Source organism: Bacillus sp. AK124, assembly GCF_053903085.1.
In genome coordinates this window covers 1,137,872-1,150,158 of record NZ_CP096378.1, presented here as the reverse complement: position 1 = coordinate 1,150,158, position 12,287 = coordinate 1,137,872, and the positions used below count along the sequence as shown (strand labels likewise).

Genomic DNA, 12,287 nt, shown 5'->3' with positions numbered 1-12,287 from the left:
TCATTCGAAAGATTTATGCTCTTAACCGAAGAGATTCGGTCCCTGTTTTGATGAAAACGGGCGCCCAGCCGATCACCTCTCCATCCGCTTGAAAGAGCACCCGCTCATTCGTATGAAAATAAATTTCTTTCGTCTTAAACGCCGTAACACCGTTTTTACCGATGTGTTTGCCGAATATCATTGCAAACAAGAGGCCGGCTTTTTTCAATACGGAGCGGTCTTCAATAATGATCACGTCTAAAAACTCATCCCGCGGATTCGCGTTCGGTGCAATCTTCATGTCTCCGCCATAGTAGGGGTGATTTGAAACCGACGCAAACCAGATTTTTTTAAACGTACGCTTGTCATCCCCGTTCTCATACGAAAGAACAAACGGTTTAAACGTAAACGCCGTAACAAAGAAAATCAGCGGCTGAATCAAATGATTCAGCCTGAGAGCAGCCGTCCATTTCGGCAAAGCAGTCATCTTTTTGACGGCGCAGGCATCAAATCCTAGGCTGAGATGATTGGCAAAATAGAGTTCGTTTTCACTGTCTTTCGTATGAAAGCTTCCGAGGGCATAGGTCCGGGTCAGCGATTGCCCTTTTCGCTTCATTTCTTTAATGACATTCGATTTTTTCACGGCAAAGCCGCGTTTAAAATCATTATTTAAGCCCGACGGGATGACGCTCAGCTGAATATCCCGCAAGCTGACTAAGCCGTTGAGCACTTCATGGACGGTTCCGTCCCCGCCGATCACCAGCAGACGCTTCAGCCTGTCATCCTGCATCGTTGATATTTGCCTTGCCAACACTTCAGCATGCCCGGGATGCTGGGTCATAAATGAGCGGTACGATATATTTGCCTTTTGAAGGTCTTTCTGCAATGATTTCCATACTCTGAAGGCCGTCGCATTTCCCGCCTTTGGATTTATGATGATATACCAATCGCTCATGATTCCATTCTCCATTTTATAGTATGAAAAAGCCGGGATAACGTTCTGGCGGTCAGCTCAGCCATTCCTGTCTCCGCATCGAGTCGGAGACGCCGTGCGACAACAGAATTTTCGCCGTTTTCAGCTGCTGGCTTTTAATCGGGGCGAAGTTCTTTTGCTGCTTCTCCAGCCACTCTTTCCAGTGTCTTTTGTCGCAAATGCCGATTCCGTAAGGAGGTTCCGGATAATCGATATACGATGTCCGGCTGACAACAACTTTGCGCACAGGCAGTTCAATTCCCGATCCCTTTAACAAGCCGGAAAGAACCGTGCCTGTCCTGAGAAGCTCAACAGCCGGATTTAACAGTGACCGTTCCCTTCCCCTTACCGTTTTTTCTTTCCAAAAACGATCTTTGGAACCGATAAATGCGCTGTCCTTCTCGCCTTCGAGAAATGATATACAGTAGATCTCAAGAGGTGTGAGAATCAAGACGCTGAGCTCTACCGCAGCCTGATTTACCTGCAGCACCGGCCGATACATGATGAAATATGAATCCGGCAGCTGCTGTGCCAAAATGTGCAGGATTTTATCGCTTTTTATTTCCCGGGAAAGCCTGGATATGTCAGAGATTGTCGAGCTTGCCCATTTCAGCTGAAACTCGTACACGTATTCTTTGAAAAACGACACGAGTTCCTCCCGTGCCGCAGGAATTCTTGCAATCAAGCTTTCATCCGTTTCTCCGTCCAGTCCGTTAAACCATTCATCGGCTTCTTTTCCTTTATTAATATCGGATGCTTCTTTTTTTCTCTTTAATGTAAATGTCTTCTTTCTTTTTCCGACCGTTTCATCATCGGCGGCTTCTTTATCGTAATGAAGGCTGTCTTTCTTTTTCTCAGCCATCTCTTTAATTGACTGCCAGCGCTGCTTTTTCAAGCGGATAAACTGGTTGATATAATGATAAGGATCCTGTTCATACCTTGAAATGCAATCCTGTATTTTAATAATCTGTGCCATCTGCGTTCATCTCCGAATCTTGCTTTTCTGCAGCCGGCCGTTCACCGAAATGGAAAACGGCTTGATGCTCATATTTGGGAAGCCTGTCTAAATGAGTTTGAAAGATGGTGAAATGCCCGGCCATAAAAGACACCGCGTCTTCAAGAGGCTCCAGGCGGCCGTTAAAAGAAGCCGATCCATTCCACTTTCTAGCAACCGTCATATGTGGATGAAAAGGCCGTTTTTCAATTTCAAATCCCGCCGCATCTGCAGCATGCTTCACCCGTTCCCTCACGTGAAAGAGAGCGTCTGAGTATTCCGGTTCCGCATGAAGAATTCTCGGCTCCGACGGCTTGCCGAAGGTTCCGAAACGTTTCAAGGCAATCTGAAACGGAGCCGTCTCAGCGGAGATCAGCTTGAGGCTGTCAGCAAGCATAGCCAGCTGCTCTTCTTCAGCGGAGCCGAGGAACACGAGGGTGATGTGATAGTCCAAAGGATGCACCCATCTATGAAAAGAAAATTCCGGACGGCTGCTGACTGTTCGATAAAGCGGCTCACTAAGCTCCGCCGGAATTGGAATTCCAATAAAGTAATGCGGTTTGACTGACATATGTATGGCTTCCTCCTCATTCGTCTTCTCTATATTTTAACAAAAAATATAAGGACTTATAACCTCTCTATTTTCCACTTTCCGAGGCCTTATGATAGGATAATGACAGAATCATGTTTTTTGGAAAGGGTGCACAGCCGTGAAAGCCGTTCACAATATTGCAGAATTAATCGGGGAAACGCCCCTTGTCAAGTTGAACCGCGTTCAGCCCGAAAACGCAGCCCAAGTTTATATCAAGCTTGAATCTTTTAATCCGAGCGGAAGCGTGAAAGACCGCGCGGCCTACCAAATGATTGTGGATGCCGAAGAAAAAGGCCTGCTGAAACCGGGTTCAACCATCATCGAACCGACGAGCGGAAACACCGGCATCGGCCTTGCGATGAACGCTGCGGCAAGAGGCTACAAAGCCATTCTTGTTATGCCTGATACGATGACAAAAGAGCGGATCAACCTTCTGAAAGCGTACGGAGCTGAGGTCGTCCTGACGCCGGGGGATGAAAGGATGCCGGGCAGCATCAAAAAAGCGCAGGAGCTTGCTCGGGAAATTCCGGGCAGCTTTATTCCGATGCAGTTTGATAATGAAGCCAATCCGGAGGCTCACCGGAGATCAACCGCTCTGGAAATTGCCCGGGCAATAGAAGAAATCGGCAAACCACTTGCCGCATTTGTTGCAACAGCAGGAACAGGGGGAACGATTACCGGAACAGGCGAAAAGCTGAAAGCGTTATTTCCGGGGATAACCGTTCATGTGGCAGAACCTGCAGGGTCGCCTGTTTTATCCGGGGGCAAACCGGGAAAGCACAAGCTTGTCGGGACAAGTCCGGGATTTATTCCAAACATTTTAAACGAAAACGTCTATGACGAAATCTTAAAGATCAAGGACGAAGAAGCCTATGAGATGACGCGCAGATTGGCGCGGGAAGAAGGAATCCTTGTCGGCCCTTCTTCTGGGGCCGCTTGCTTCGCCGCTGTTGAAACAGCTAAGAAGCTCCCTCCCGACAAAGTGGTCGTCTGTATGACAGCCGATACAGGAGAACGCTATTTATCAAGCGATTTATTTCAATTTGATTAAGAGAGAAAAGCCTGGTTTCTGTTGTGAAATCAGGCTCAGATTGTTGAAAAAATCCCAAAGCTAAGAGACGTTTTGGGATTTTTTCATCTTTTTAGCGTGAACCGCAACCCTTGCAGTCTAGGAAGGCCGAGCATTGGAGCTGGTTTTCACAGGATTGTGATGACGGCAGTGTTCAGGCAGGACGACGCCTGCTCCGTTAGCCGCCGTTTCTCTTTTGTTCGTGAGCACCGACTTAGCAGGCCTGACAACGAATGCGAGGGTCTGACGACACGGAAAGAAGCGGATAAAACGCCCGTAACCGAAAAAGAACAAAAAATAAAATGAATAAAACCGTTTCCTCACATGCAGCAATTCCTTTTCCTGCTTCAAAAAGCCCCTCTCCTGAAAACAGCAATGTTTAACAGCAAAAAAGCCGCTCTAGAGAGCGGCCGTCTTCGTTATGCTACACATACATTCCTGTCCTGGCATCGTTGTGATCCGTTATATATTCAATCCGCTTGAAACCGCAGTCCTTTGCATTTTGATATAGAAGCTCCAGTTTTTTTTGATCTTTGCAGTATATCGTGACAAAACTCGAATCGGCTGTAAGCACAATCAGCTCGCAGCTGCTTTTCATATATGATTCATATGTGCTGACATCTTCAGGATGGCCATCCTTCGGAAAAGCCTTCAGATCGGCGAAGATGAGATAGTACCTTGCGTCTTCCAGCCTTTTTTTAAATGCTTCTCCTGTCATCACCTGCGGATCTTGAGGAAAAAGATTTTCATCTGACAATTCACCGTTTTCCACGAGATAGCATTCGCCATCGGCAAGCAGCCAATTGAAATCGGCCGGTTCAACCGGCTTCAGCATATCGAGAAGAAAGCGCCCGTACCCGTTCGGGATTTCAAATAAAACGCCTCGCTTATGACTCATGTCATCACTCTCTTTGCTACTTCGCCAATTCATAAATGGCCTGTGCATATATCGATACAGCCTTCAGCAGATCATCAATTTCCATATACTCGTCTTTCTGATGGGCAACGTCGGGACGGCCTGGAAACAGCGGTCCAAATGCCACGCCGGCTTCCAGTGACCGTGCATATGTCGCCCCTCCGATCGAAATTAATTGTGCCGTTTCCCCTGTCTGCTCCTCATAGACCCGCTGCAGCGTTTGGATCAGCTTATGGTCTTTTGCTACATGATGGGGCTTGCTGTCTTTAAAGCTCACCAGCCGGGCGCCCTTTATTTGCGAAAGCCCGGATTTCACCCGATCGCTCTCTTCAGTCACAGGATAGCGGATGTTAATATGGGCTTCTCCGCCTTTTTCCTGTTCATACTGCAGCCGGCCGACATTCAACGTCAACTCTCCACTGATGTCATCGCGGCAGCCGATGCCGATTTTTTTCCCTCTCGTATCTCCGGCAAAAGCCCCGCTAACCGTTTGAACAAACTGGAGCCCGGCTCTGTCAAGGGATTGGGTATGTAAAAACTCGGACAAAATGAGGCCGGCATTGACACCGTTATTAGGCTCCATGGCGTGAGCTGATTTGCCGTACACGGTTAATGTCAGTCTGCCGTCTTCTTGAAAAATACGCCCTTCTGCACGCTTTTCTTTTACAAACCGGACAAATGACTCTTCAAAACCTGATGGGGCAGACCCCTCTAGGACGGCTTCGGCGTCATCAGGCACCATGTTCAGACGCCGGCCGGACCGGAAAGTCTCCAATGTTAAGTCCGCACCTGTTTCCGCTTGATCAGTTTCAATTTTTAAAGCCGCGTCAATCAGGCCTTTTTCCGCATAGATAATCGGAAAATCAGCATCAGGCGCAAAACCGGCCGAAGGCATCTCTTCGTGTTTAAAATAATGCTCCACACAGCGCCAGTCGCTTTCTTCATCAGTGCCGATAATCATTCTGATTCGCTTTGATAATGGGAGGCCGGAGTCTTTGACAATTTTTAATGCATGATACGCGGCCATTGTCGGCCCTTTATCATCAAGCGCTCCTCTTGCATAGATGCGGCCGTCTCTAATTTCTGCAGCAAACGGATCACTCGTCCAGCCATCTCCGGGCGGAACGACATCAATATGGCAAAGCACGCCGATGATCTCCTCGCCTTTCCCCCATTCGATATGGCCTGCATACCCGTCAAGATTTTTGACCGTAAATCCGCTTTCTTCCCCTTTATTCAAAAGCGCTGTCAGGCATTCTTGAATTCCTTTTCCAAACGGCCGACCCGGACCCGCCGTCTCTTCATCAAGGACGCTGTTGATTTTTAAAAAACCTTGAATATCCTCTACGATCTCATTCCGTCTTTTTGACACTTCCTGTTCCCAGTTCATAATTTCGCCCCTTCTTTTTTCAGTTTAGCCAAAAACCCTTGCAAAAACACCCGATAACGAATAATATAGATATTGTTTTGCTATAATGTTCGTTATTGGAGGAAATGATGTTTAACATAAAAGAAAACCAAACCACAGTCAAAAAAGAAATCCTCGCCGGTATTACAACCTTCTTTACAATGGTTTATATCGTCGTGGTCAACCCTAGTATCCTATCCGGTACAGGCGTCCCGTTTGATCAAGTGTTCACTGCCACAATCATTGCTGCCGTCGTCGGAACGCTTTGGATGGCGCTTTCCGCCAACTTTCCGATCGCGATTGCACCCGGGATGGGGTTGAATGCGTATTTTGCAGTGTCAGTCGTCGGCTCGTCCAACGGCGAAATTTCTTACCAGACAGCGTTCAGCGCTGTTTTCGCGGCCGGTATCCTCTTTATTATCTTATCGCTAACACCTCTTAGAAAACAACTGATCGAAGCCATTCCGGCTAACCTAAAATACGGGATTACCGCCGGAATCGGCTTGTTTATCGCTTTTGTCGGTCTGAGAGGAGCCGGAATCATTACCGCCAATGAATCCAATTTGGTCGGACTCGGCAATCTGCACTCGGCCGGAGTGATCCTGGCACTAATCGGCTTGGCTTTCTCCGTCGTTTTGATGGTCATGAATGTGAACGGCGCTCTATTTTTCGGTATGATCTTAACCGGCCTGATCGCCTTTTTTACCGGCCAGCTTGAGTTTACCAAAGGGATTCTGTCAATGCCTCATCTGCCGGAAAAACTGATCGTCACAAACCCTTTCGCCGCTTTTGGAGATGTCGTCCACTACGGCCTTTATTCGGTTGTCTTCTCGTTCCTGCTCGTCACGATTTTTGATACGACAGGAACGATGATCGGTGTCGCCGAACAAGCCGGACTCATGAAAAACAACAAACTGCCGAATGCAAGAAAAGCCCTTCTTGCCGATTCGACAGCGACGACGATCGGCGCAATGTTCGGGACAAGCCCGACGACCGCTTATATCGAATCATCCGCAGGGGTGGCCGCAGGCGGAAGAACAGGGCTTACGTCTTTAACAGTCGCTGTGCTTTTCGGAGCGGCGCTGTTTTTCAGCCCGCTTGTGAGCGCGGTCTCCGGGATCTCGGCGATTACGTCGCCGGCATTGATCATTGTAGGAAGCATGATGATCGGCGCTGTCACCAACATTCGCTGGAAAGAGCTTGACGAAGCATTCCCGGCCTTTCTCGTCATTTTGACAATGCCGCTGACATCATCTATTGCGACAGGCATTTCCCTCGGGTTTATTTCTTATCCGATTGTCAAAGCCGCGAAAGGCAAATGGCGCGAAATTCATCCGCTTGTCTTCGTGTTTGCCGTTCTCTTTTTCATACACCTCTTCTTTTTGGAAGGGCATTAAACGACTGAACCCCGTCTTTTTTAAAAAGACGGGGTTTTCAGCATCAGGCTGAGCGCGATGACGAGGCAGCACCAGATCAACCCCGGATAGAAAAACCAGTCAATGGAATTCCGCCTGGCTTCATAAAAAGCGTTGCTTTCTTTGTCTGCCCCCAGCAAAAAAACGCGTTCCATCACCTTGTCAAAATGGACGGACAACAGACTTCGATAAGCGAAGGCAAAAACCAGGAGAGCGCCCGCTTTCATCCAGATCGGTCCAACCATGATCAGCGCCGTAAAAATGCCGATCATTTGCATAACCTGTCTTTTATAGTCCGGATGGCGCAGCATCACTTTAAAAAAGATTTCCTTAAGGCCATTTTGCACTGTACGGGCTTTAAAGATGTTCCGAGATTTTTTAAAGAACAGCCGCGGCCCTTTTGCCCCTCGTTTCCCCTGCTTCGGCACGCTTCCATCCAGGTTCAGCGACAGGAAAAATTTTGCGAGTCTCAGCTTTCTTCTGTTATCAAATTCAACCTCTTCATAAAATAGATACATGTTGCCGAGAGTGCCGCCGGCGGTCTTCAGCGCGGCCACAGACAGCACCATGCCGCTCAAGATTACAACCGGCCAGGAAAACAACAAAACAACTGCACAAGCCGACAGCCACACGAAAAAGATCAGTCCGGCGTTCAGCACCCGGTGTTTCAGCTTGTACTGCCATCCGATGTTCCGCCTCTTCAAGACGGTGATCAAGGAATTGAGACAGAAATAAAAAAAGAATACGGCGAGACAAGCGGGCAGTTCAATCCCAAATTGTCTGACGAACAGAGGAGTAAACACGGCCGCCGCCAACAGCCATTTGCAAAACTGGATAAACAGACAATATAAATAGCCGCACCTTTTCATGTCCAGCACGAGTGTCTTTTTTTGCAACAAATAAAGCTGATCAGCTTCCATTAAAAATGTCCTCACAGACCCAAACAGCGTAAAAACGGCCGGAGCAAGCACAATCAATCCGGCCTGCCATCCGTTATCAAACGACCCTCCATTCAGCCATTTGATATATTGATAAACGCCGATTCCAGCCGCAGGCAGTACAATATACAGCGCAACCGTCCAATCGATGACCAGTTTGATGATCCGGAGCTGATAAAGACAGTCCGCTTTCAGCCTGCTGATAAACAGAGCCCGGCCGCTCATGCGGGAGCACCTTTTACAGCAAAGTAAAAGCAGTCAAGCAGCGAGCCACCCGAAAGGCCGGTTTTCTCCTGCAGCTCTTCGAGCGTACCTTCCAGCATCAGACGGCCATTTGAAATCAGCAAAAAACGGTCACAGATCTTCTCGGCGGTATCCAGCACATGCGTACAAAGCAAAATACCCGCTCCCCGCTTCTGCTCTTCTTTCAGCATATCCAAAAAGAGGCGGCTTGCGATCGGGTCGAGCCCGATAAACGGTTCATCGATAATATATAGATCAGGCTGCATGAGAAAAGCATGGATCAGCATCAGCTTTTGCTGCATCCCTTTCGAAAAGCTCCCCGGATAATCATGAAGCGCATGCTCCAGCGAGAATCGCTCGATGAGCCGATTCGCCCTCGGCAAAAACGAGGACTCGTCCTCCTGCAAAAACGTCCCTAAAGCCGTGATATGCTCCCATAAAGTCAATTCGTCGTAAAAACTGGGCTGTTCAGGTATGTATGCATAGTTTGACGTTTCAGCCCATTCAACCTGCCCGGCCATATGCCTTGTTAAACCGAGTATCGTTTTAATTGTCGTGCTTTTCCCCGCTCCATTCGGTCCGATTAATCCGACAAGCTCGCCTTCCCCCACAGTAAACGATATATTTTCGATCGCCGATTCCTTTTCTTCATAACCGGATTTTTCAATATGCACTTTTAATTTCATTATCTTTACCACCTCTCTTTTACTACGTATGAAGCTAGAAAAAGTTTAAAATTTTTTTGGCAAAAAAACGTGATCGTACTGCATGTTCTGCTCACGATTTTCATTTTTTCATTAATTTGGCTCCGGCTTTTTTCTGGATATTTGGCAAAGAGATCGTGTATAATATTTATTGATCATTTTCAAGAAATGGTCGCTAACCGTCCATGCTGCATTTTGGAGTCGTAAGTTGTGGTAGTCAAGTCCATTCGATCATACGATAGGGAGTGGTTGTTTGAAACCTTCAACAAACCGAATGCTAACCAGGATCAAATCAGTATACATGTTCATTCAAGAAAAAGGACTCGTTACAACCCAGGAACTGGTTGATGAATTTGGCACTACACCGAGAACAATCCAGCGTGATCTGAATGTGTTGGCATACAACGATCTAGTACACAGCCCCAGCAGAGGCAAATGGGAGACTACAAGAAAAAAAGTAAAAATCTCCTCATAGTAATATTCTGAAAAATTGAACTTTAGCGCTGAATATCATATAGGACAGCCATCAAACATAAAAAGCATCAAACCCGATGAAGTTTGATGCCCCATAAACCAGCTCTACAGGCACTCGACGAATCAGAGTGTCTTTTTGTTTTGCAATGCGGCAAGCTCGTGCTCAGAGAGCTCTCTGTATTCCCCCGGCAAAAGCTCTCCATCAAGATCGACATCCCCCATTTTCAGCCGCTTTAAATAGATGACGTCACGGCCGACCGCCTTCAGCATTCTTTTAACCTGATGAAATTTTCCTTCCGTTATTGTCAAAAGCAGACGTTCCACGCCGTTTTTGCTTGCCAAAAGCGACGCTTCAGCCGGTTTTGTGACATATCCTTCACCGATATCGACCCCTTTTTCAAGCTGATCGAGAGCCGCCTGATCAATCGGCTTATCGACATGTACTTCATACGTTTTAGGCACGTGTTTTTTCGGCGATAAAAGCTGGTGTGCCAACTGGCCGTCATTCGTTAAAAGCAGCAGGCCCTCGGTATCCTTGTCAAGCCTTCCGACCGGAAACGGCTCAAACCTCAGCAGCTCCGGATCGAGCAAATCAACAACCGTTTCCTGGCGGCTGTCTTCTGTCGCTGACAGCACGCCTTGCGGCTTGTTCATCATCAAGTAAATAAATTCCTGATAAACGACGGATTCGCCGTAAACCGTGATGTCGTCTGATTCCGGGTCTACATGCTCTTTTGCGTCTTTGATCAGTTGATCATTCACGCGTACCGCCCCGTTTTTCAGCATTTTTTTGACTTCTTTTCTCGAACCGTAGCCGCTGTTTGACAACAGTTTATCCAATCTCATGAAGACACTCCCTTTTTTTACATAAAAAGAAAAGCCCTTTTTAGGAGGCCTTTCTTTTGAAAAAGCGATTCAACCGCTGACCGAACATTTTTTCGAGCAGTTTCACACGGTAAGCCAAGTACAGATAAACCGATCCGCCGACCGCGGTTGTGATGAAAATGACGACAGCAGATTTGATCTGCCCGCCTTCATATGAAATAAACAGACTGAGTAGCGCCTGAACAAGCAGCAACATGATGCCCATGACCGCCGTCAGGATCAGCATCAGCAAAAACCGTTTAAACAGTTTGCGATACGAATAGCCGGCATGACGTTTAATCATAATAAATCCGTACAGGAGTGACGCTGAATAGCCGAGCGCCGTTGCCAAAATCGATCCGCTTCCTTGAAACAGCTTGATGAGCGGAACGTTAAGCCCAATTTTGATCACAATCCCGATCATCAGGCTGACAACCGCAAATTTCTGCTTGTTCACCCCCTGCAAAATCGCAGCGTTGACGGTGAAGAGCGAGAATAACAGCGCCACGGGCGCGTACCAGAACAAAATATCTCGTCCCATTTCAGGGAGCAGGCTTTCCGAGCCGTAAAAGAACGTGTAAACCGGACCCGATAAAAGAGCCATACCGACTGATGCAGGAAGAACGATAAAAAGAATGATCTGCATCGCCTGATCAATCTGTTTATTTAAAGCAGGGAAATCTTTGTTGGTAAAGTTTTCAGTCACCGCCGGGATCAATGTCAGGCCGAATGCCGTCGCGAGAGATACCGGTATCATCACAAGCTTTGGCACGTACAGCGTCACGATCGCCATCAAATCCTGGCTGATGTTTTGATAGCCGGCTGCAATCATCGCTTTATTAAACGTATTCGTATCAATGTACTGGTAAAGCGGTATCGCCAATCCGACAAAGATGTATGGGGCGGCATAGCTGAACAGCTCCTTAAACATCTGCCGGTACGTAATATTGGCGGAAGGAACCAGGTTCGGCTTCAGCGCCAAAAGCGCCCCTTTTCTTTTCTGCCAGGAAAAATAAAGCGTGAACAGCCCGGCGAATGCGCCGATCAAAGCCGCAAAAGTCGCATAGCCGACAGCTACGACAAGCCCTCCGTCTAATACTTTGATCACCAAATAAGTAGCCGTTAATAGAAAGACGATTCTGGCAATTTGTTCAACGACCTGTGAAACGGCTGTCGGCCCCATCATCTGGTGACCTTGGAAAAAGCCTCTGATCAGCGCCAGGATCGGCACAACAAGTAAAGCGAGACTGACCATGCGAATGACATACACGACATGTTCAATCGTCAGCCCGTTGTTTTCTGTTCCGCCGAGAGCCATCTCCGCAAAAAACGGGGCAGACAAATATAGAATGGAGAAAGCAATGATGCCTGTGACGAGCATCATCGACATTCCGGCGCGCAGCATCCTTCTCGTTGTTTCATAATCGCCCATCGAGTTATATTTTGAAACAAATTTGGACACGGCCGCCGGAAATCCCATGGTCGCAATGCTTAAAAAAATCGTATATTGATTATAACCGTACTGGAACAGGGCACCGCCGGTGGCACCGACCATGGCTCCGAACGGAATCAAGTAAATCATTCCGAGGATCCTTGAAATATAGGTACCAAGCGTTAATACAAAGGTGCCTCTTAACAGTTTGCTTGACATGTTCCCAATCACCATTTTTCTTCAATAGATTCAACTTTTCTATTTTAACATACAGGCGCATTACTCA

General features: G+C 47.5%; 13 protein-coding genes. 3 read left to right on the top strand and 10 right to left on the bottom strand.

The window, feature by feature from the left end; translation table 11 throughout:
• Nucleotides 1–13 precede the first annotated feature (13 nt).
• The 3 genes from M1E06_RS05790 to thpR are packed head-to-tail and all read right to left on the bottom strand — an operon-like array spanning nt 14 to nt 2,517.
• On the bottom strand, nt 14–934 hold the full coding sequence (locus M1E06_RS05790) for a YegS/Rv2252/BmrU family lipid kinase (RefSeq protein WP_025810988.1): 921 nt from the start codon (nt 932–934) through the stop codon (nt 14–16).
• 52 nt (nt 935–986) lie between these two features.
• On the bottom strand, nt 987–1,928 hold the full coding sequence (locus M1E06_RS05785; RefSeq protein ID WP_025810987.1) for a hypothetical protein: 942 nt from the start codon (nt 1,926–1,928) through the stop codon (nt 987–989).
• Nucleotides 1,912–2,517 carry an RNA 2',3'-cyclic phosphodiesterase gene (thpR, locus tag M1E06_RS05780; protein WP_025810986.1) on the bottom strand — a complete coding sequence of 202 codons (606 nt, stop codon included), beginning with the start codon at nt 2,515–2,517 and terminating at the stop codon, nt 1,912–1,914. The genes M1E06_RS05785 and thpR overlap by 17 nt, the downstream gene beginning before the upstream one ends.
• Before the next feature lie 139 nt (nt 2,518–2,656).
• On the opposite strand from thpR, the gene cysK reads away from it, so the two are divergent.
• Complete coding sequence (gene cysK / locus M1E06_RS05775; protein ID WP_020452626.1) at nt 2,657–3,589, top strand: cysteine synthase A; 933 nt, start codon at nt 2,657–2,659, stop codon at nt 3,587–3,589.
• Between the two features lie 117 nt (nt 3,590–3,706).
• Here cysK and M1E06_RS05770 read toward each other — a convergent pair whose 3' ends face one another.
• The 3 genes from M1E06_RS05770 to pepV all read right to left on the bottom strand — a co-directional run bounded on the left by M1E06_RS05770 (nt 3,707) and on the right by pepV (nt 5,913).
• Nucleotides 3,707–3,958 (bottom strand): hypothetical protein, encoded by a 252-nt coding sequence (locus tag M1E06_RS05770; protein ID WP_025810985.1) that lies wholly within the window; start codon nt 3,956–3,958, stop codon nt 3,707–3,709.
• Between the two features lie 73 nt (nt 3,959–4,031).
• Nucleotides 4,032–4,505, bottom strand: coding sequence for a DUF2691 family protein (locus M1E06_RS05765; protein ID WP_025810984.1), 474 nt, complete (start codon nt 4,503–4,505; stop codon nt 4,032–4,034).
• A gap of 16 nt (nt 4,506–4,521) precedes the next feature.
• On the bottom strand, nt 4,522–5,913 hold the full coding sequence (gene pepV / locus M1E06_RS05760; RefSeq protein ID WP_020452629.1) for a dipeptidase PepV: 1,392 nt from the start codon (nt 5,911–5,913) through the stop codon (nt 4,522–4,524).
• A gap of 107 nt (nt 5,914–6,020) precedes the next feature.
• Here pepV and M1E06_RS05755 point away from each other — a divergent pair, with 107 nt between their 5' ends.
• Nucleotides 6,021–7,328: an NCS2 family permease gene (locus tag M1E06_RS05755; RefSeq protein WP_025810983.1), complete on the top strand. Its 1,308-nt coding sequence runs from the start codon at nt 6,021–6,023 to the stop codon at nt 7,326–7,328.
• 20 nt (nt 7,329–7,348) lie between these two features.
• Here the strand turns inward: M1E06_RS05755 and M1E06_RS05750 are convergent, their stop codons facing one another.
• Both M1E06_RS05750 and M1E06_RS05745 read right to left on the bottom strand, forming a co-directional pair.
• Nucleotides 7,349–8,509, bottom strand: coding sequence for an ABC transporter permease (locus M1E06_RS05750; RefSeq protein WP_025810982.1), 1,161 nt, complete (start codon nt 8,507–8,509; stop codon nt 7,349–7,351).
• Complete coding sequence (locus M1E06_RS05745; protein WP_020452632.1) at nt 8,506–9,213, bottom strand: ABC transporter ATP-binding protein; 708 nt, start codon at nt 9,211–9,213, stop codon at nt 8,506–8,508. The genes M1E06_RS05750 and M1E06_RS05745 overlap by 4 nt, the downstream gene beginning before the upstream one ends.
• A 271-nt stretch (nt 9,214–9,484) precedes the next feature.
• On the opposite strand from M1E06_RS05745, the gene M1E06_RS05740 reads away from it, so the two are divergent.
• Nucleotides 9,485–9,706, top strand: coding sequence for a DeoR family transcriptional regulator (locus tag M1E06_RS05740; RefSeq protein ID WP_003184500.1), 222 nt, complete (start codon nt 9,485–9,487; stop codon nt 9,704–9,706).
• Between the two features lie 122 nt (nt 9,707–9,828).
• Here the strand turns inward: M1E06_RS05740 and M1E06_RS05735 are convergent, their stop codons facing one another.
• Together M1E06_RS05735 and M1E06_RS05730 are read right to left on the bottom strand one after the other, a co-directional pair.
• On the bottom strand, nt 9,829–10,551 hold the full coding sequence (locus M1E06_RS05735; RefSeq protein WP_105980033.1) for a pseudouridine synthase: 723 nt from the start codon (nt 10,549–10,551) through the stop codon (nt 9,829–9,831).
• A 40-nt stretch (nt 10,552–10,591) separates the two neighbouring features.
• Complete coding sequence (locus M1E06_RS05730) at nt 10,592–12,220, bottom strand: putative polysaccharide biosynthesis protein (protein ID WP_020452634.1); 1,629 nt, start codon at nt 12,218–12,220, stop codon at nt 10,592–10,594.
• Nucleotides 12,221–12,287 lie beyond the last annotated feature (67 nt).

Bases quoted from the DNA above. Each gene is read 5' to 3' on its own strand.
- M1E06_RS05790 (WP_025810988.1), bottom strand. From the start codon at position 934: ATGAGCGATTGGTATATCATCATAAATCCAAAGGCGGGAAATGCGACG.
- M1E06_RS05785 (WP_025810987.1), bottom strand. From the start codon at position 1,928: ATGGCACAGATTATTAAAATACAGGATTGCATTTCAAGGTATGAACAG.
- thpR (WP_025810986.1), bottom strand. From the start codon at position 2,517: ATGTCAGTCAAACCGCATTACTTTATTGGAATTCCAATTCCGGCGGAG.
- M1E06_RS05765 (WP_025810984.1), bottom strand. From the start codon at position 4,505: ATGAGTCATAAGCGAGGCGTTTTATTTGAAATCCCGAACGGGTACGGG.
- pepV (WP_020452629.1), bottom strand. From the start codon at position 5,913: ATGAACTGGGAACAGGAAGTGTCAAAAAGACGGAATGAGATCGTAGAG.
- M1E06_RS05755 (WP_025810983.1), top strand. From the start codon at position 6,021: ATGTTTAACATAAAAGAAAACCAAACCACAGTCAAAAAAGAAATCCTC.
- M1E06_RS05750 (WP_025810982.1), bottom strand. From the start codon at position 8,509: ATGAGCGGCCGGGCTCTGTTTATCAGCAGGCTGAAAGCGGACTGTCTT.
- M1E06_RS05745 (WP_020452632.1), bottom strand. From the start codon at position 9,213: ATGAAATTAAAAGTGCATATTGAAAAATCCGGTTATGAAGAAAAGGAA.
- M1E06_RS05735 (WP_105980033.1), bottom strand. From the start codon at position 10,551: ATGAGATTGGATAAACTGTTGTCAAACAGCGGCTACGGTTCGAGAAAA.
- M1E06_RS05730 (WP_020452634.1), bottom strand. From the start codon at position 12,220: ATGTCAAGCAAACTGTTAAGAGGCACCTTTGTATTAACGCTTGGTACC.